The 17,808-nt window shown below is 70.8% G+C and carries 21 protein-coding genes; 8 read left to right on the forward strand and 13 right to left on the reverse strand.

The features are described from left to right. Window positions 1-14 precede the first annotated feature (14 nt). Complete coding sequence (locus tag ACQP0P_RS46105) at window positions 15-275, forward strand: hypothetical protein (protein WP_433382529.1); 261 nt, start codon at window positions 15-17, stop codon at window positions 273-275. Window positions 276-300: 25 nt separating this feature from the next. Here the strand turns inward: ACQP0P_RS46105 and kynU are convergent, their stop codons facing one another. The 9 genes from kynU to ACQP0P_RS46150 all read right to left on the reverse strand — a co-directional run bounded on the left by kynU (window position 301) and on the right by ACQP0P_RS46150 (window position 8,507). Next, window positions 301-1,533: a kynureninase gene (gene kynU / locus ACQP0P_RS46110; RefSeq protein ID WP_433369087.1), complete on the reverse strand. Its 1,233-nt coding sequence runs from the start codon at window positions 1,531-1,533 to the stop codon at window positions 301-303. 126 nt (window positions 1,534-1,659) lie between these two features. Continuing rightward, a complete protein-coding gene (locus tag ACQP0P_RS46115; protein WP_355617211.1) occupies window positions 1,660-2,631 on the reverse strand; it encodes an amidohydrolase family protein in 972 nt (323 codons plus the stop codon). A 3-nt stretch (window positions 2,632-2,634) separates the two neighbouring features. After that, window positions 2,635-3,150, reverse strand: a complete 516-nt coding sequence (locus ACQP0P_RS46120; RefSeq protein WP_433369090.1) for a 3-hydroxyanthranilate 3,4-dioxygenase — start codon at window positions 3,148-3,150, stop codon at window positions 2,635-2,637. Continuing rightward, on the reverse strand, window positions 3,147-3,569 hold the full coding sequence (locus tag ACQP0P_RS46125) for a RidA family protein (protein ID WP_433369093.1): 423 nt from the start codon (window positions 3,567-3,569) through the stop codon (window positions 3,147-3,149). The genes ACQP0P_RS46120 and ACQP0P_RS46125 overlap by 4 nt, the downstream gene beginning before the upstream one ends. Then, window positions 3,566-4,339, reverse strand: coding sequence for a 2-keto-4-pentenoate hydratase (locus ACQP0P_RS46130; protein ID WP_433369095.1), 774 nt, complete (start codon window positions 4,337-4,339; stop codon window positions 3,566-3,568). Before ACQP0P_RS46130 ends, ACQP0P_RS46125 begins: the two co-directional genes overlap by 4 nt. Continuing rightward, the gene (dmpG, locus tag ACQP0P_RS46135; protein WP_433369098.1) at window positions 4,336-5,349 is read right to left on the reverse strand and encodes a 4-hydroxy-2-oxovalerate aldolase; all 1,014 of its coding nucleotides are present in this window, start codon (window positions 5,347-5,349) and stop codon (window positions 4,336-4,338) included. The genes ACQP0P_RS46130 and dmpG overlap by 4 nt, the downstream gene beginning before the upstream one ends. Then, on the reverse strand, window positions 5,346-6,266 hold the full coding sequence (locus tag ACQP0P_RS46140; RefSeq protein ID WP_433369101.1) for an acetaldehyde dehydrogenase (acetylating): 921 nt from the start codon (window positions 6,264-6,266) through the stop codon (window positions 5,346-5,348). Before ACQP0P_RS46140 ends, dmpG begins: the two co-directional genes overlap by 4 nt. After that, on the reverse strand, window positions 6,263-7,060 hold the full coding sequence (mhpD, locus tag ACQP0P_RS46145) for a 2-keto-4-pentenoate hydratase (RefSeq protein ID WP_433369104.1): 798 nt from the start codon (window positions 7,058-7,060) through the stop codon (window positions 6,263-6,265). Before mhpD ends, ACQP0P_RS46140 begins: the two co-directional genes overlap by 4 nt. Next, window positions 7,053-8,507, reverse strand: coding sequence for a 2-hydroxymuconic semialdehyde dehydrogenase (locus ACQP0P_RS46150; protein WP_433369106.1), 1,455 nt, complete (start codon window positions 8,505-8,507; stop codon window positions 7,053-7,055). Before ACQP0P_RS46150 ends, mhpD begins: the two co-directional genes overlap by 8 nt. Window positions 8,508-8,580: 73 nt before the next feature. Here ACQP0P_RS46150 and ACQP0P_RS46155 point away from each other — a divergent pair, with 73 nt between their 5' ends. The 4 genes from ACQP0P_RS46155 to ACQP0P_RS46170 all read left to right on the forward strand — a co-directional run bounded on the left by ACQP0P_RS46155 (window position 8,581) and on the right by ACQP0P_RS46170 (window position 11,364). After that, entirely contained in the window at window positions 8,581-9,339 is a 759-nt protein-coding gene (locus tag ACQP0P_RS46155; protein ID WP_433369109.1) for an IclR family transcriptional regulator, read from the forward strand. Between the two features lie 221 nt (window positions 9,340-9,560). Beyond that, window positions 9,561-10,103: a VanZ family protein gene (locus ACQP0P_RS46160; RefSeq protein WP_433369112.1), complete on the forward strand. Its 543-nt coding sequence runs from the start codon at window positions 9,561-9,563 to the stop codon at window positions 10,101-10,103. 151 nt (window positions 10,104-10,254) lie between these two features. After that, on the forward strand, window positions 10,255-11,007 hold the full coding sequence (locus ACQP0P_RS46165) for a GntR family transcriptional regulator (RefSeq protein ID WP_433369115.1): 753 nt from the start codon (window positions 10,255-10,257) through the stop codon (window positions 11,005-11,007). 126 nt (window positions 11,008-11,133) lie between these two features. Then, window positions 11,134-11,364, forward strand: a complete 231-nt coding sequence (locus ACQP0P_RS46170) for a hypothetical protein (RefSeq protein ID WP_433369117.1) — start codon at window positions 11,134-11,136, stop codon at window positions 11,362-11,364. Window positions 11,365-11,617: 253 nt separating this feature from the next. Here the strand turns inward: ACQP0P_RS46170 and ACQP0P_RS46175 are convergent, their stop codons facing one another. Continuing rightward, window positions 11,618-12,958 (reverse strand): hypothetical protein, encoded by a 1,341-nt coding sequence (locus ACQP0P_RS46175; RefSeq protein WP_433369119.1) that lies wholly within the window; start codon window positions 12,956-12,958, stop codon window positions 11,618-11,620. Between the two features lie 140 nt (window positions 12,959-13,098). Between ACQP0P_RS46175 and ACQP0P_RS46180 the strand changes: the two genes are divergently transcribed. The 3 genes from ACQP0P_RS46180 (at window position 13,099) to ACQP0P_RS46190 (ending at window position 15,549) form a co-directional block, all read left to right on the forward strand. Continuing rightward, window positions 13,099-13,641: a gamma carbonic anhydrase family protein gene (locus tag ACQP0P_RS46180; protein WP_343962268.1), complete on the forward strand. Its 543-nt coding sequence runs from the start codon at window positions 13,099-13,101 to the stop codon at window positions 13,639-13,641. Window positions 13,642-13,808: 167 nt separating this feature from the next. Beyond that, window positions 13,809-15,152: a hypothetical protein gene (locus tag ACQP0P_RS46185; protein WP_433369123.1), complete on the forward strand. Its 1,344-nt coding sequence runs from the start codon at window positions 13,809-13,811 to the stop codon at window positions 15,150-15,152. Window positions 15,153-15,267: 115 nt separating this feature from the next. Further along, window positions 15,268-15,549, forward strand: a complete 282-nt coding sequence (locus tag ACQP0P_RS46190) for a hypothetical protein (RefSeq protein ID WP_350925654.1) — start codon at window positions 15,268-15,270, stop codon at window positions 15,547-15,549. An 88-nt stretch (window positions 15,550-15,637) separates the two neighbouring features. Here the strand turns inward: ACQP0P_RS46190 and ACQP0P_RS46195 are convergent, their stop codons facing one another. From ACQP0P_RS46195 to ACQP0P_RS46205, 3 genes are read right to left on the reverse strand one after another with little or no spacing between them, the layout of a single operon-like run. Next, the gene (locus tag ACQP0P_RS46195) at window positions 15,638-15,919 is read right to left on the reverse strand and encodes a metal-sensitive transcriptional regulator (RefSeq protein WP_433369126.1); all 282 of its coding nucleotides are present in this window, start codon (window positions 15,917-15,919) and stop codon (window positions 15,638-15,640) included. 18 nt (window positions 15,920-15,937) lie between these two features. Continuing rightward, window positions 15,938-17,014, reverse strand: coding sequence for a glycosyltransferase (locus tag ACQP0P_RS46200; protein WP_433369129.1), 1,077 nt, complete (start codon window positions 17,012-17,014; stop codon window positions 15,938-15,940). Continuing rightward, a complete protein-coding gene (locus ACQP0P_RS46205) occupies window positions 17,011-17,805 on the reverse strand; it encodes a hypothetical protein (protein ID WP_433382436.1) in 795 nt (264 codons plus the stop codon). The genes ACQP0P_RS46200 and ACQP0P_RS46205 overlap by 4 nt, the downstream gene beginning before the upstream one ends. Window positions 17,806-17,808: the final 3 nt, after the last annotated feature.

Genomic DNA, 17,808 nt, shown 5'->3' on the forward strand with positions numbered 1-17,808 from the left:
AGCTGCGAAACAACGTGAATCCGCTGCTCGCGGACGAGCACATCGTCGAGACCGGACACGAATACACGCGGGAAATCAGCGACGGCATGTACGGAAACCTGTGGTACCGCGTCTTCGGGTACCGGGTGAGTTTCACGGCGTGGCGCCAGGTCTACGACTGCCGGGTCCGCAAGGTCACCGCCGGCATAGCCAACATCCCCGCGCGGGTGGAGGGCTGGAGATACTGGGAGACCAGGCGCCCGATGTTCAGGGGCCGCAAGCTGAGCGACCGCTGAGCACCCCCCGCCGAGGGGCGGATGCTCAGGTGACGGCGAGGCGCCGGCTGTAGCGGTCGTCGCGCCAGCTCTCCTTCTCCAGCACCTCGGCCAGGGTCACGGCCGCGTCGTAGACGTCCACGAAACGGATGTAGAGCGGCGCGAAGCCGAACCTGAGGACGTCGGGGGCGCGGAAGTCACCGTGGACGCCACGGTCGATCAGGGCGCGCATGACCGGATAGCCGTCCGGGTGGCTGAAGCTGACCTGGCTGCCCCGCCGCTCCGGGTCCCTGGGCGAGAGGAGCCCCAGCCCGTACGGCGCGCAGAACTCCTCGACGAGCTCCACGAAGAGCGAGGTCAGTGCCACGCTCTTGGCCCGCACGGCGGCCAGGTCGACGCGCTCCCAGATGTCGAGCGAGGCGTTGAGCGGGGCGAAGGACACCACGTGCGGGGTGCTCACGGTGAAGCGCCGGATGCCGTCGGCGGGACGGAAGTCCGGCTCGAACGCGAACGGCTCCGCGTGACCGTGCCAGCCGGTCAGCAGGTGCCGCCCCGCTGCCTGGTGGTCCGGGTGGACGTAGACGAAGGCCGGGGACCCCGGACCGCCGTTCAGGTACTTGTAGGTGCAGCCGACCGCGAAGTCGGCCGTCGAGACGTCCACCTGGTACGCGCCGGCGCTGTGGCACAGGTCCCAGATCATCAGCGCGCCCGCCGCCTGGACCGTCGCGGTGACCGCCGCCGTGTCGTGACGGGCACCGGTCCGGTAGTCCACCTCCGACAGCAGCACGCACGCGACGTCCTCGGAGAGAGCGCCGGAGAGGTCGTCAAGGCCGGTGACGTCGCGGATCTCGTAGCCGCCCAGCGCCTCCGCCAGCCCCTGGACCACGTAGCGGTCGGTGGGGAAGTTGGCCAGGTCCGAGACGACGACCCGGCGCTCCGGCCGCAGGCTCAGGGCCGCGGACACGGCCTTGACGATGGCGATCGAGGTGCTCTCGCCCACCACCACCTGGCCGGGGCCCGCGCCGATCAGCGGGGCGATCCGGTCACCGGTGGTCAGCGGCAGGTCGTACCAGCCTGAGACGTTCCAGGCGCCGACCAGCCGGCCGCCCCACTCCTGCTCCACGGTCCGGGTGACCGCGGCCGCGGCGGCCTTCGGCGGAGCGCCGAGCGAGTTGCCGACCAGGTAGATCGTCCCGTCGGGCAGGACGAACTCCTCCCTGATCCGCTTGAGGGGATCGGCGTCGTCGAGCGCGACGCACTCCGCACGGCTGATGGCCACGAGTCATCTCCGGGGTAGCTGCTGGCAACCTTTCCATCATGCCGTCACAGCGGATCAGGTGGCATCCCGGGTGCGGCGGAACCGAGACCGGTCCGCCGCACCCGGGCTCCCCTGCTCGCCGCCGGTTCAGCGGCCCAGGAAGCGGGTGGCGTTGCCGCCGAGCAGCTTGGCGCGGGCGTCCTCGGAGAGGAACCCCGCCCCTCGGATCAGCGAGCCCACCGGCGACTCGCCCAGCGGGTAGGGGAAGTCGGAGCCGAGCATGACCCGGTCCTCTCCCATCGTGTCGACCAGCAGCCGCAACGCCCGCTCGTCGAAGACCACCGAGTCCACACTGAACCGGTCGAGGTAGTGCGACGGCGGGAACTCGGAGACCCCGACGAGGTCACCCCGGCGGTGCCAGGCGTTCTCGAACCGGCCGAGCCAGAAGGCGAACGAGCCGCCACCGTGCGCGAAGCAGAGGCGCAGCGTGTCCGGTACCCGATCGAGGACCCCGCCCAGGATCAGGGCGAGCACCGACAGGTGCGTCTCCGCGGGCATGCCGACCAGCCACTGCGCCATCCAGCGCTCCAGCCGGGGCCCACCCGCCATGTCCCAGGGGTGCACGAAGACGGGCGCGCCCACGGCGGCGCAGTGCTGGAGGAACTGGACGACTCCCTCGTCGTCGAGGTCACGGTCGCCGACGTGGTTGCCGATCTCGACGCCCGCGTGCCCGGCGGCCATGCACCGGTCCAACTCGGCACAGGCCAGGTCGGGGTCCTGGAGCGGCACCTGGCAGAACGGCACCAGCCGTTCGGAGGCGCAGATCTCCAGCGCCAGGTCGTTGAAGATCTTCGCGACCCGTACCGCCTCCGCCGCCGGGCGCTCGTAGCAGAAGAAGACCGGCGTCGGCGAGACGACCTGGACGTCCACCCCGTCGGCGTCCATCCGCTCCAGGCGGACCGAGGGGTTCCAGCAGTCGTCGGCGATCCGGCGGAACTCCCGGTCCCCGAGCAGGATCACGGCCTCCCGCTCGGAGTCGACCCGGAGCCGTGGCGCCCCCGGCCAGCCGAGGTCCGGCCAGCCCCTGGGGACGTGGTGGGTGTGCACATCGATGATCAACGGCTATCCCTTGCCGGGGTGGACGGCGCCGCAGTTCCCGCAGGTGCGTGCCTTCTCGTCGTCGTAGAACGCCTGGAAGATCGGCGGCAGGTCGGTCACGATGTCGCGGACCTGAAGCTCCACCTCGTGGACCACGGCGCTGCACTCCGGGCAGTACCAGAGGAACCTCTCCAGCACGCCCTCCGGCCTGATCCGCTCCACCACCAGGCCGACGGACCCCTCCTCGGGGCGCTGCGGCGAGTGCGGCGTGTTCGGCGGGAGCAGCCACATCTGCCCCTCGCGCACGTGCACGGTCTGCGGACCGTCGGGGGTCATGATGTTGACGTGCATGTTGCCGCGGATCTGGTAGAAGAGCTCCTCGTACGGGTCGATGTGGAAATCGGTCCGCGCGTTCGGCCCGCCGACGACCATGACGATGAAGTCACTGGAGCCCTCGAAGACCATCTTGTTGCCCACCGGCGGCTTGAGCAGGTGGGCGTTCTCGTCGATCCATGTGGTGAAGTCGATGGGTGGGATCACGGGCGCCCCTCCGGTCGGTAGGCCACGGCCTGAATTTCGATGAGCAGATGCGGGTGCGGCAACTGGTGAACGGCCACTGTAGTGCGGGTCGGGCCGGTCTCGTCGAAGTACTCCGCGTAGACCGCGTTGTACCCGCCGAAGTCATTGATGTTCACCAGATAGGTGGTGACCTGCACGAGATCGCGCAGCTCGGCTCCGGCCGCCCGGAGGATGTCTCCGATGTTCTCTATCACCGCCCGGGTCTGCTCGGCGATGTCGAGCGTGACCGTGCCGAACTCGTCGGCCTCGGCGCCGACGATCGTGTTGTCCGGCCTGCGCGAGGAGGTCCCCGACACGTACAGGAAGTCACCCGCCCGCTTGACGTGCGGAAACCTTCCCCGGGGAGTGGCCTTCCCGGTGACGACGAGCCCGTCGCTCATGCTCTCTCCTCGGGCGTGGACGCGGTGAACGACACCGACCCCAGGTGCTGGATCTCGGCCCGCACCCGCGCGCCGGGCGCGAGCGGCTCGGCGGGGGTGGCGGCACCGGCGAGCAGGATCCACCCCGGCTCCAGGACCATTCCGATCTGTCCGGCCAGGCGTGCGGCCTCGGCGAGGGCCCGGCGCGGGTCGCCCAGGATGGCGCCGGTCGACCCGACCTGGACCACGCGCCCGTCGATCTCCAGCACGACGCCCAGGTTCCACCGGGACGGGTCGTAGGGCTGCCACTGGCCGACGGCGTACCCGGCGGCCGAGGTGTTGTCGGCGATCACGTCGGGCAGCGAGAACCTGAAGTCCTCGTAGCGCGAGTCGATGACCTCGATACCGGGGGCGACGGCCGCGACGGCGTCCGGTGCGAACGCGTCGGCCGGCGACGCGATGCGCCGCCCGATGAGGTAGACGACCTCCGGCTCCACCCTCGGGTGGATGTAGCCGGACAGATCCGCGTGCGAGCCGTCACCGATGACCGACGACTCCGGCACCCGGCCGAAGATGATGTCGTGCACGCCCATCTGGCGGCGCTTGCCCTCGCTGGTGAAGCCCAGCTTCACCCCGGCCAGCCGGTCCCCCCGCGAAAGACGGAGCCGGATCAGCTCCTCCTGCACCCGGTAGGCGTCGGCCACGCCGTAGTCCTGCTCGGGCCTGGGCACCGCGCGACCGGTACGGATGGCCTCGTCCAGGACAGCGGCGAGCTTGTGGATGTCGGTCATGACTGCTCTCCCGAACGTGCGAGGTCCAGCGCGATGTCCACGATCATGTCCTCCTGGCCGCCCACCATCCGGCGGCGGCCCACCTCGGTCAGGATGGTCCGGGTGTCGACCCCGTACCGCGCCGAGGCCGCCTCGGCGTGCCGCAGGAAGCTGGAGTAGACACCGGCGTAGCCAAGCGTCAACGTCTCCCGATCCACCCGGACCGGCCGGTCCTGCAGCGGCCTGACCAGGTTGTCCGCCGCGTCCATCAGGGCGTTCAGGTCACAGCCGTGGTCCCAGCCCATCAGGTCGGCCACCGCGACGAACACCTCGATCGGGCAGTTGCCCGCGCCCGCGCCCATCCCGGCGAGGGAGGCGTCCACCCGGTAGGTGCCGTTCTCCACCGCGACCACCGAGTTGGCCACGCCCAACCCCAGGTTGTGGTGGGCGTGGATGCCGATCTCGGTGCCCTCGTCGAGCACCGAGCGGTAGGCCCGGATCCGCTCCCTGACCCCGTCCATGGTCAACCGGCCGCCGGAGTCGGTCACGTAGACGCAGTGCGCGCCATAGGACTCCATGAGCTTGGCCTGCCTGGCCAGCTCCTCGGTCTCCGCCATGTGCGACATCATCAGGAATCCGGCCACGTCCATGCCGAGCTCGCGCGCGGTGGCGATGTGCTGGGCGGAGATGTCGGCCTCGGTGCAGTGGGTGGCGATCCTGACCGAGGTGACGCCGAGCGCGTGCGCGCGCTTGAGGTCGTCGATGGTGCCGATGCCGGGCAGCAGCAGGGTGGTCAGCCTCGCCCGGCTCACCGCCCCGGCGACCGCCTCGATCCACTCGTCGTCGGTGTGCGCGCCCACGCCGTAGTTGAAGCTGCCCCCGGAGAGGCCGTCGCCGTGCGCGATCTCGATCGCCGCCACCCCGGCGGCGTCGAGGGCCGCGGCGATCTCGGCGGCCTGGGCGACGGTGTAGCGGTGCCGGATGGCGTGCATGCCGTCCCGCAGCGTCACGTCCTGAACGTACAGTTTCACGCGTTCACCTCCGTACGGTCCGTCTCGGCCAGACGTTCGGCCGTGCGCAGCGCGGCGGAGGTCATGATGTCGAGGTTGCCCGCGTAGGCGGGCAGGTAGTGGGCGGCGCCCTCCACCTCCAGGAAGACGGTCACCTTGACGCCGCCGTCGCGGGTGCCGTCGGGGAGCGGCTCCCCGGCCGGGATCTTCTCGAACTGCACGTCCTGCTTGAGCCGGTAGCCGGGCACGTAGTCGCGGACCCGCTCCACCATGGCCCGCACCGCCTCCACCACCGCCGGCTCGTCACACTCGTCCACCAGGCAGTAGACCGTGTCACGCATGATCAGCGGCGGCTCCGCCGGGTTGAGGACGATGATCGCCTTGCCCTTGGCCGCCCCGCCGACCTGCTCGATCGCCCGGGCGGTCGTCTCGGTGAACTCGTCGATGTTGGCCCGGGTACCGGGTCCCGCCGACCGGGAGGCGATCGAGGCGACGATCTCCGCGTACCGGACGGGCACCTGCGAGGCGACCGCCGCGACGATCGGGATCGTGGCCTGCCCGCCGCAGGTGACCATGTTGAGGTTCGGCTCGGTGAGGTGCGCCTCCAGGTTGACCGGGGGCACCACGTAGGGGCCGAGGGCGGCGGGGGTCAGGTCGATGACCCGCTTGCCGTGCGCCCGCAGCACCTTGTCGTTGTGCCGGTGCGCGCCGGCCGAGGTCGCGTCGAGGACGACGTCCACGTCGGCGAACCCGGGCAGCGCGACCAGGCCCTCGACGCCCTCGTGGGTGGTGGCGACCCCGCGACGGCGGGCACGGGCCAGGCCGTCGGAGTCGGGGTCGATGCCCGCCATCGCGAAGACCTCGACCTTCTTCGACAGCAGCGCCTTGAACATCAGGTCGGTGCCGATGTTCCCCGAACCGATGATCGCTATCTTCATGAGAACACCGCCCTGACCGAGCCGAGGCCCTCGATGTGTGCTTCGAAGACATCGCCGGACTCGACGCCGACCATCGGGCCGAGCGCGCCGGTGAGCACGACGTCCCCGGCGCGCAGCGGGAAGTCCGTGCGGCCCAGCGCGTCGGCCAGCCAGACCGCGGCGTTGAGCGGGTGTCCGAGGCAGGCCGCGCCCGCGCCGGTGGAGACCTCCAGGCCGTTCCTGCTCATGGTCATCCCGGCCAGGCGCAGGTCCAGGCCGCGCAGCTCGACCGGGGTGTTACCGAGGACGAACGCGCCGCTGGAGGCGTTGTCGGCGACCGTGTCGACGAGCGTGATGTCCCATTCCGCGACACGGCTGTCCACGATCTCGATCGCGGGCAGCACGAAGTCGACCGCCCGGATCACGTCGGCGACCGTGAAGGGGCCGCCCTCCAGGTCGGCGCCGAGGACCAGTGCCACCTCCGCCTCGGCCTTGGGCTGCAGGAAGCGGTCGGTCGGGACGGGCAGGCCGTCGAGGTAGGCCATGTCGGCGAAGAGCATCCCGAAGTCCGGCCGGTCCACGCCGAGCTGGCGCTGGACCGCGGGGGAGGTCAGTCCGATCTTCCTGCCGACCAGCCGCCGCCCCTCCGCCAGCGCCCGCCTGGTGTTGATCTCCTGTACCGCGTAGCCGGTCTCGGCGCTCCGGCCGGGCAACATCTCACGCACCGGGGCGCACGGCTTGCCGCTCCGCGCCGCCTCCAGCAACCGGTCGGCCGCATCCCGGTGCGCGTCGACGGCCTCGCTCCACTCAGTCATTTCCCGGCTCCAGCCTGATGGTGATAGTGGTGGGTTCGGAGTAGAAGTCCAGCGAGCGCGTGCCGCCCTCGCGTCCGATGCCGGACAGCTTCACCCCTCCGAAGGGGGTTCGCAGGTCGCGCAGGTACCAGGTGTTGACCCAGACCAGCCCGGCCTCCAACGACTGCGCCACCCGGTGGGCCCTGCTCAGGTTGGCGGTCCAGACCGTCGCCGCCAGGCCGTACTCGCTGTCGTTGGCCAGTCCGACCGCCTCGGTCTCGGTGTCGAACGGGGCGATGTGGCAGACCGGGCCGAAGATCTCCTCCCGGTTCACCCTGGAGTCGTGCGGCAGGCCGGTCAGCACCGTCGGCTCGACGTAGTAGCCGCCGTCGCGGTCGTCGCCGAAACTCGGCACGCCACCACCGGCCCGGATCTCGGCGCCCTCGCTCTTGGCCAGCTCGTAGTAGGAGAGCACCTTGTCCCGGTGCTCGGCGGAGATCATCGGCATCATCGTGGTGTCCTGGTCGGCGGGGCGGCCGAACCGCAACTCCCCCGCGCGCCTGGCCAGCCGCGCGGTGAACTCCTCGAAGACGGGCCGTTCCACGTACAGCCGCTCGGTGCACAGGCAGACCTGGCCGCCGTTGGTGAAGACCGACCGCACGCTCCCCTCGACCGCCGCGTCGAGGTCCGCGTCGGCGAAGACCAGCCCCGCGTTCTTGCCGCCCAACTCGAACGAGACGGGCTTGACCCGGTCCGCCACCGCTTTCATGATCGTCGAACCGGTGCGGCTCTCACCGGTGAAGGTGACCGCGTCCACGCCCGGGTGCTCCACCAGGAACTGGCCGGTGGAGCCGCCGCCGAAGCCGTGCACGACGTTGAGGACGCCGGCGGGAAGGCCGATCGAGGCGGCGATCTCCGCGAGCACCGCGACCGAGCCCGGGGTGTGCTCCGAGGGCTTGACCACCACCGTGTTGCCCGCGACGAGCGCGGGACCGAGCTTCCAGGTCGCCAGCAGGAAGGGCAGGTTCCACGGCACGATCACCGCGACCACCCCGAGGGGCTTGCGCACCGTGTAGCTCAGCACGTCCGTCAGGTGGAACGCGTTCTCCGGGTGCTGGGCCGCGATCTCGGCGAACGACCTGAAGTTGGCGGCGCCGCGCGGGATGTCCAGGGTCCGGGTCTGGGTGACCGACTTGCCGGTGTCGGCGATCTCCGCGGCCACCAGATCCTCGAACCGCTCCTCGATCGCGTCGGCGAGGCGGCGCATCCAGGCGGCCCGCTCGGCCACCGGCAGCGCCGCCCACCCGGGCAGGGCCGAGCGGGCGGCGGCCACCGCTCTGTCGACGACGGCCCGGTCCGCCTCGCGGACCTCACGCACCACAAGCCCGGTCACCGGGTCGTACGTGGCGAACGTCGCGCCCTCGGCGACCGGCACCCCACCGATGAAGTGGTTCACCTGGTCAGACAAGACTTCTCCTCGGGGATGTACTTCGCTGGGTCACTCCATACGGGTATAGGGCCCAGGTGGTTCATAAGCAAGAATGAGTTCCGTGAAACGGAACCCCGATCGGTTGTCCGTGCTGGAGAAATCCTGGCTCGTGCTTGACGCGTTCCGCCCCACGGGCGGGCCGTTGCGCCTGATCGACGTCGCCGAGCGCTGCCATCTGCCCAAGACCACGGCCTTCCGGCTGCTCACCGAGCTGACCTCGATCGGCGCGGTCACCCGCCACCCCGACGGCTACTATCTCGGCCGCCGCCTCTTCGAGCTCGGCAGCATCGTGCCCGGAGAGCGCGACCTGAGACACGCGGCACTGCCCTTCATGCACGACCTCTACGAGGCCACCCACGAGACCGTCCACCTGGGCGTGCGCGACGGCCTCGACGTCGTCTACGTCGAGAAGATCCGTGGCCAGACGGCCTTCGCGCTGCCCTCGCGCGTCGGCGGGCGCCTCCCGCTGACCTGCACCGGGATCGGCAAGGCCCTGCTGGCCTACTCGGGACCCGACCTGATCGACGAGGTTCTCGGCCGACCGCTCCGCCGGCTGACCCCGCACTCGATAGTCGACCCCCGGCGCCTGGAGGAGGCGCTCGGCCAGATCCAGGCCGCGGGGCTGGCCTACGAGCGGGAGGAGGCCCAGCTGGGCGGCGCCTGCATCGCGGCCCCGGTGTTCGGCGACGGGGTGGCCGTGGCCGCGCTGTCCATCTCGGTCCCGCTGGCCCGCTTCCAGCCCACCCGGCTGGCCCCTGCCGTCAAGGCCGCCGCCCTGGGCATCTCCCGCGCCCTGACCAGAACCATCTGATCCCGGGCCGGCCGCGACCGCCCGCCTCGCCCCCGGTCACCGCTCGGCCCGGGGTTCCGGTTCCCGGAATTCCCCGGCCCACGCCGGGCCTGATGCGCCGACTCCCGCGCCGTGCCGATCCGCTCGGGTCCGACGCCCCCGAACGCCCCTTGCCGGAGGGCCACCTTCTCGTAACCTCACAGCACCGCCGGCCGGGCTTCGCGCACCGGCATCATTGCCTCATGCACCAGGCATGGCAGCTATGGGGAAATATCGTTATAGCGACTTTCATCGCGGTCCCGGCGGCCGTGGTCGCCATCCAGGTGCTGGCCCGTCACCGCGCCCGTAAGGGTCACCCCTGCCCCGTCCGCACCGCCCTGGCCGACGTGGTCGCGGTGACCGGGACCGCCCCCTGGATCTGGATGATCCTCACTCCTCGGGCGGGCGACTCCGACGTCAGTCCTCTCCCCCTCGTGGACCTGTGGGCGACCCTCCACGGGCCGGCGCAGGCGGCGTTCGTACAGGTCGGCGGGAACCTGCTGGTCTTCGCCGCGCTCGGCGCCATGCTCCCGGTGCGCTCGCCCCGCCTCGCCTCGCTCGCCCGGATCACGGCCGTGGCGGCGGGCGCCTCACTCACCGTGGAGATCCTCCAGTACGTCCTGCGCCTGGGGCGGGTGAGCTCCGTCGACGACGTGATCGTCAACACAGCGGGTGCCGTGCTGGCCGCGACCGTGACGCGCCGGTGGTGGGCCGACCGAATAGCGGCTGGGATCGTTCCACGGTAACGGGCCGGAGAAACTCCTTAAGCTCGCCACACGGGCACGATAGCTCCCAAAAGAAACAGGTTACCAACCCCTGTATCTGTGCGATCGTGGACAAGACGGGGCAAGTTCTCTGGAGACGCCAAACCCGGTTGGTGACAGAGGGTGATCGAACGTGCAGCAGTCCCCGGTACCTCCCGAGCCCCCGATCTATCGGCGCATCGCCGACGGGCTTCGCGAAGCGATCCTGTCCGGCGATCTCCGAGACGGGGATCGGCTTCCGGGCGAGAACGCCCTGATGGCACGGCACGGCATAGCCCGCGCCACCGCCAGACAGGCCCTTTCCGTGTTAATCAACGAAGGACTGGCCATCCCCAAACGCGGCTCGGGGGTGTATGTCAGGCAGTTCCGCCCGATCAGGCGACACGGCTCCCGGCGGCTCTCTCGTGACAGATGGGGGCGCGGCGCGGCCATCTGGGACTCCGACACCGAGGGCCGCCCCTACAGCGTGGACGAGGTGGACATCGACCGGGAGCGGGCCGAGGACCCCGTGGCACGGGTGCTGGACAGCCCCGAGGTGTGGGTCCGCAGGCGGCGCTACTCGGTGAACGGGCGGCCGGTGCAACTGTCGGTCTCCCACTTCCCCGCCGAACTGGTGGAGGGGACCGCGATCACAAGGGAGGACACCGGACCGGGGGGCGTCTACGCGCGCCTCGGCGAGCTCGGCCACGCCCCGGCGCACTTCACCGAGGAGATCCGCGCTCGCATGCCCCATCCCCACGAGACCGTCCAGCTCGACCTGCCCGCCGGTACCCCGGTCATCGTGATCGCCCGGGTCGCCCGCACCGCCGACGGCGTCGCCGTCGAGGTCAACGAGATGGTGCTGGACGCCGCCTCTTACGTACTTCAGTACGACTTCGACTCATAGTTCAAGGCCATCCGTCAACCGATAGGTTGACCTGTCCTTCACGATCATTGATTTCTCTAGAGAAGTGCCTCACCGTCAGAGGTGGAACGTCGCAAAGACGGGCCTGGGCGCGGGGAAGGTGCACGGATGTCTTTCGACCGGCATCTAGCGGAAATCGCCCGGGAGTTTCCCGACTGGACGATCTGGCGGAGCGACGCGGGCAGGTGGTGGGCAACCCGCCACCACCCGCTGACCTCCGCCCAGCGTGATGTCGGCTGCGCGATGACCATCGACGCGGACGACTCGGAGGACCTGCGTGAGCAACTACGCACCCAGCGGGAACGTTCCGGCGAGGCGGAGCCGGAAACGGACACTTGAAGACCGCCCGGTGCCGGGATGAGCGGATCCGATGCGGTCCCGGCGCCGGGCCCCCAATCGCGGAAGCCCCCGACCCTATCGGGGGCGGGGGCTTCCGCTTGACCTCCGGACGGCTCCGGGCTCCGGCCGCACCGCGGAACCCCACGGTCACCCGCGCCGATCTCCAGAACCTGCTCATGATCTCCGCGGCGCCGCTGAGATCCACGGTCACCCGCGCCGATACCCGTTCACGCGCTTCGGGGCGAAGGGGATCTCATGTGTGGGGAGCGGCGTACCTCCCCCCGTTCTTTCCCGTGGCCGGAGTGAGGTCGACGTCGGTGTCGTCGTACACCTCAAGCTCCCCGGCAGAACGGTCACCGGCGTCCTCGCGGGGGGTGTCGTCTTCCACGATCACCCGTACGGACTCCAGGTCGGGCGCGGCGTCGTCGGGCTCGGCGCCTCGCGCACCCTCGGATCCGGTGTGCTCCGCGTACCCCGCCGGCACCTCGGTGCCGCCGGACGCGGCCCCCGGCGTCTCGTCGGAGATCCCGGAGATCCCGGAGACCCCGGAGATCCCCGAGACCCCGGAGATCCCGGAGACTCCAGAAATGCCGGAGACCCCGGAAATCCCCGAGACTCCAGAAATGCCGGAGACCCCGGAAATCCCCGAGACCCCCGAGACCTCGGAGACGTCGTCGGTGGCCTCGGCGGGGACAGGAGCCGTCAGCGCGGGTTGAACGCGGGCCGGGGGCAGCACCGCGTCCTCGTCGACCAGGGGACCCGCACTGCTCTCCCGGTGCAGCAGGTCGCCCAGGACGGCACCCATCTCGTGCAGGCGGCGCATGACCTCGTGGTGGGTGTCGGTGAGGTAGACGACCCGGCGGCCGGTGGTCTCGTCCAGCGCGTTGGCCCGCTGCTGGGCCGCCGACAGCGTGGAGTGCGCCTCGGTGTTGGCGGCGACGACCGTCGCCTGTGCCTCCGAGTGGGCCGCGTTCAGCGTGGACTCGGCCTCGGCACGGGCGTGCTCGACGGTCTGCTCCGCCTCCCTCCTCGCCGAGGTGACCATCCGGTCGGCCTCGGCACGGGCGCTGCGCAGGGTCTCCTCGGACTCGGCACGGGCCGCGTTGACCGTCTCCTCCGCCTCGTTTCCGGCGTGGGCGAGCCGCTGCTCGGCGGTGGCGGTGGCCTCGGCCACCCGGCGCTCGGCCTCCTGCTGCGCGGCGTTCAGGATGCTCTCCGCCCGGTCCTGCGCGGAGGTGATCAGCCGCTCGGACTCGGCGGCCGCGTCGTCGCGGAGCTTGAGTGCCTCCGCCTCCGCGACCTGCCTCTTGGAGGTGGCCTCCTCCTCGCCCAGTTTCAGTATCTGGCTGAGCCGCTCGCCGAGCTCGTCGTAGTCCTGCGGGGCGTCCGAGAGCCTCCTGCGTGCCTCGGACAGCTCGATCCGGCCCTGCTCGGCCTGGCCGATCGCGCGCGCGAGCCGCTCCTCCAGGTCGCGGATCTGGTGGCGGTGACGGTCCATGTAGTCGTGAACCTGTCGGCGGCTGTAACCGCGCATGACGACCTCGAACGAGTCCTCATGCATCAGGTCGGGAAAGCTCTCGTGCTGGTTTGTCATGGCACTGCCCGTGGAGGTTGTGTGGCGGGAAAGGTGACGTCAGGAGACGACTTTCCTGCTTACTGCCCAAGTCCGCAACCTGAACACGCCACCTGCTTGCCGAAATACCGGACAGAACGCCCCCCTCTACCATCGTCTCCATGAACGCCATGCCCTACATCGCCGCCCTCGACGGCGACGCGATTCCGCGGATTCATCCGGACGCCTACATCGCCCCGGGAGCGGTGGTCGTCGGAAGAGTTCGGCTGGGCCGCGCCGCGAACGTCTGGTACGGCTCGGTCCTCCGCGGGGACGACGAGGACATCGAGGTCGCCGAGGAGTGCAACATCCAGGACCTGTGCTGCCTGCACTCCGACCCGGGCGAACCGGCCGTGCTGGAGCCCCGGGTGAGCCTCGGGCACAAGGCCATGGTGCACGGGGCCCATGTGGAGACCGGCGCGCTCATCGGCATCGGCGCGATCGTGCTGGGCGGCGCCAGGATCGGCGCGGGGTCGCTGATCGCGGCCGGCGCCCTGGTGGCACCGGGGAAGCGGATCCCGGCCGGGGTGCTCGTCGCGGGCGTCCCCGGGAAGATCGTCCGAGAGCTCACGGACGACGACCGCGACTCCTTCGCCCGTACCTCGGCCGGCTACGTCGCCAGGGCCGCCCGCCATCGGGCCGCGACCGTTCTGCCACCGGTCTGAACGGCACGCCCGCCGGCCTGGACGCCCACCCGCCGGAGCGGCCGGGGGAGCCTTACGATCGTGCGAGGCCCGCTTGGCGATCGCGGTGCCGGACACCACCTTGACCGAAGGGAGGCAGGGGCATCCCGCCCGTGGCGAAGGCCAGGGGCCCTCGCCCCGGAATGCCGATGACCGGCGTGTGGCAGTGGGATGGGTTCGACGCCATCGAGCGCGACGTGCGGACCATGGTCGCCGACCACCGGTGGACGGGTCTCCCGCCGCTCGCGCGGGCCCAGGCCATCGCCCAGCGCACGCTGGCCACCCCGGACGGCGGGCGCTGGCTGTTCGGTGCCCACGCCCGGTGGTACCGCCAGGATCCCGCCGACGGCCGCTGGTACCTGACCGCGCCTCCCGCCGACCGGGGTTTCCGCGCCGCGGCGCAGGTCATCCAGGTCACCTCGATGGTGCTGCCGCAGCTGATCCCGACCGGCCCCGACTTCGCCGTCGACCGCGGGTCGGTCCAGGGGTTCGTCGGCCCCGACGTGCCCTACGAGATCACCGAGCGGGTCCGCGAGCTGGTCATCGCCCAGCGGGGCAGGCGCAGGGCGGACTTCCCGCTCACCGGGCCGTTCAGCCGGCTCTTCGCCGGGGAGGTGGCCAGCCCGGTCGCCGCGATCTGGGGCACGCTCATGTGGTGCGCCTACGCCCCCGCCTTCGACGGCAACGAGGTGCTGCTGTCGATGTTCGGGGAGTTCCTCGCCCGCCCGCTGCCCGGCGACGAGTGGGTCCGCTGGCTGCCGCCCACCTCGCTGGGCGAGCTGGTCGCGCTGTACGGCGAGCGGGTCAGGGCGGGGCACCCCGAGGCGGGCCTGCGGTTGGTCGCGCTGATGGCCGACACCGCCGCCGTGGTACGCGGCGACCCGAGATTCGGGCCGCGCGCCGACGCCCTGCTGGCCATGATCGAACCGCTGCTCCGCCGGGCCTGCCAGGATCCCGTCATCGCCCACCAGGGCGACGAGGTGGTGCGTCACGCGTGGCTCTCGCGCTGCCCGGCCCACATGACGCTGCCCGACTCCTCACCCGGCGACCACTTCCAGCACATGGTCTACGACCTGGTCCAGGCACTGGGCTTCCTCGTCCCGATGGGTGCCGATCCACGGGCGGTGGCCGCCTCGCTGCTCGCCGCCGACCTGGCGGCCTTCGCGCCGAGGGTGGCCGACGGGCTCTACCCGTGGCTGGATCCCGAGCTACGGCACATCCTCCACGTGGTGCTCACCGACGCCGCGCACCCGCTGCGGGGCTGCTGGCCGCGCTCGGGCGAGCTGCCCTCCGCGCTCCACCCGCCGGACCGGGCCTCGGCCGCGGCCCTGCTCGGCGCCGCCTACGCCACCGGGCTCGCGTGGTGCCGTCTCACCGGGACCGAGGTACCCGAGCGCGGTTTCGCGACGGCCTCGGCTGTCGTGCACCGGCTGACACACGAGCGGGACGACCCCGTCCCAGGAGTATCGGGAACCTATCCGCGTCACTTCTGACACACGCCGGTATGCTTAAACCACAAATGGAGTTATTTCATCCTTACTCTCCCTATATCCTTCTAGGCCCATACGCATCAGACAATTAGCTGAATTGTGATCTCGTAATCGGGAAATGATCCTCCTTGAGGACGTGCCGGGCGGGGCGAGGAATGGTCCCGATGGGCCATGGGCACCGATGACCGCCCGCCGTAACCTCGAAGTGGGTGTGGGCTGCGGAAGGAAGGACGACGCGGTGGGGCACGACGACCTGGACTCTAGAGTCCACGACCGTGTCGCGTTGGACGAGATCGCGCTCTATGCCGAGGTGCTGTCCGCCGTCGCCATCAGCGAACGGCCCCTCACCTTGGTGGAGCTCGACAACGCGCTCGGGTTGAGTGCTTCGGCGGTCTGCTGAAGCCACCGGAAGAACCGTTTTCAAGACCCGGTCCCGGACCCTGTAACGGGGTCCGGGACGTGGTCGGAAAAAATAGTCATGTGACTAGTCACGAACGGACGAGACGGGCAATCGCGGCCGACGCCTCCTTGACCTTCTCCTGCGCCTCCGGGCCTCCGGTGTTGATGGCGTCGGCGACACAGTGACCGATGTGATCCTCAAGCAGACCGAGCGCCACCGCCTGGAGCGCCCGCGTGGCGGCGGACACCTGGGTCAGCACGTCGATGCAGTAGGCATCCTCTTCGACCATCCGTTGCAGACCTCTGATCTGCCCCTCGATCCGCCGTAACCGGGTCAGATAAGCCTGCTTGTCATCGCTGTACCCATGCATGCCCCAACGGTACCCGCGTCAGGCGCAGCGGGATGTAGCCGCGATCAGTTTCTCCCAGCGGTCCGCCACCGCGCCCGCGCCGTAAACCGCCGCGGCCTCCAGTGCCCCCGCCGCGAGCTCCCGCCGCCGCCGCTCGTCGCCGATGAGCGCGAGCAGCGCGGACGCGTACGCCTCGATCTCACCCTCCCCCTCGGCGACCAGGACCCCGCTCCGCCCGTCGGCCACGAACTCGCCCGCTCCCCGCGGGCTGTCGAACGCGATCACCGGCACCCCGCTGGCCATCGCCTCGATCACGGTCATCCCGAGCACCTCCGTCCTGGAGGTGGTCGCCACGATCGAGGCCTTGGCGAACTCGCCGGTCAGGTCGGAGGTGGTACCCATGAAGTAGACGTGGTTGTGCAGGTCGAGGGCGCCGACGAGGGCCCGCAGGCGCTTCTCCTCGGGACCCCCGCCGTACAGGCGCAGCCGCCAGTCGGGGCGCTTGCCCGCGACGGCGGCGAACGCGCGGATCAACCGGTCGTGGGCCTTCGCCGGCACCAGGCGCCCGCCCGCGGCGACGATGCGGTTGTCCATCCGCGAGCGTGGCCACGGCCCGGCGGGCAGCGCGTCCGGGATCGTGCCGACCGTGACGTTCCCGTCCAGCAGACGCTCCCACTCCTGCCTGCTCGACTCGGTGGCGACGGCGACCGCGTCCAGGCGCGGGTAGAACTTCCTGATCGGCCCCGGCACCGGCGGGCGGCCCCACTCGCGGGCGACCCGCACGACGTCACGCGGCGCGTGCCTGGCCGCCTGGACGCTCAGGCCGGGGCGGGTGCTGATGAGCACGTCGGCCTTCAGGCCACGCAACCGCCGCCAGAGGGCGACCTCGGTGCGCATCTGGCCGCGCGGGAGCAGGTGCCGCACCCCCGGCTGGGCGTCGACCACCCAGGACAGCTTCACACCGGACGCCACGGGGAAGAACGGCCTCTCCCGCTGGCGGCGGACGCTGATGATCTCGACGTCGTGACGTTCTGCCAGCTCTCCCGCGAGGTTGACCACCGAGCGGGTATCACCACGCATGCCGTAGACGGATGGGACGAGCAGGCAGATCCTCACCCGCCGACCTCGATCCTGAGCTCGTCGTCCGCCGTGTAGCAGGGACGGATCGGCACCCCGTCGATCTGGGCGGCGGGATAGTGCAGGCGGCGGCGCTTGCCGTCGACGTCGTCCAGCCGGGAGCCCAGCCGGAGCGGTGTGTCCACGCCACGCACCCGCAGTGAGGGTTCCCAGGTACCGGTCTGGTCGGGAGCCGCGGCGAGCACGTCGCAGAGTGAGAGCGCGGCGTGGAAGCGCACGCCCTGGACCGTTGCAACAGAGGTCAGCTCGGCGTCGGGCCGGCTGCGGCGCAGGGCGAGTCGCGCCTCGTGCCGGGCCTCGTCGTCGTCGAGGCCGGTGAAGGCCAGCAGCCCGGTGACCTCGAAGCGCCCCTCCCTGAACCAGACGGAGCGGACCTCGGCCGCCGGCCGGGCGTCGTCGATCTTCAGGGCCAGGAAGCCGTTACGGGTCCGGTAGGCGCGGTAGGCCAGCGTGCGGCGGCTCAGCGCGTACGCGTCCAGGTGGTCGAGGGAGAACCCGGGGTCGACGCTGCGCAGCCGGGTGCGCGACGTGCCCTGCTGCAGGTAGGTGTCCCAGCGGCCGGGCCCCAGTTCCAGCGGCGCGAGCGAGACCGCCAGCGCCGCCTCGCGCGTCTGGACGCCCGGCGCCCCCAGCGGCACCCGGCTCTCGACCGCGGTGGCCCGGTTGCGCAGGACCAGTTCGGTGCCGTCGGCCAGCGGTTCGTCGACGGCCAGCCGAAGTGAGAGAACATCGGCCAGGGTAACCTCGGCATCGCTGACGACGACAGGCATCGT

Source organism: Streptosporangium sp. CA-115845, from assembly GCF_050943795.1.
Lineage (GTDB): Bacteria > Actinomycetota > Actinomycetes > Streptosporangiales > Streptosporangiaceae > Streptosporangium.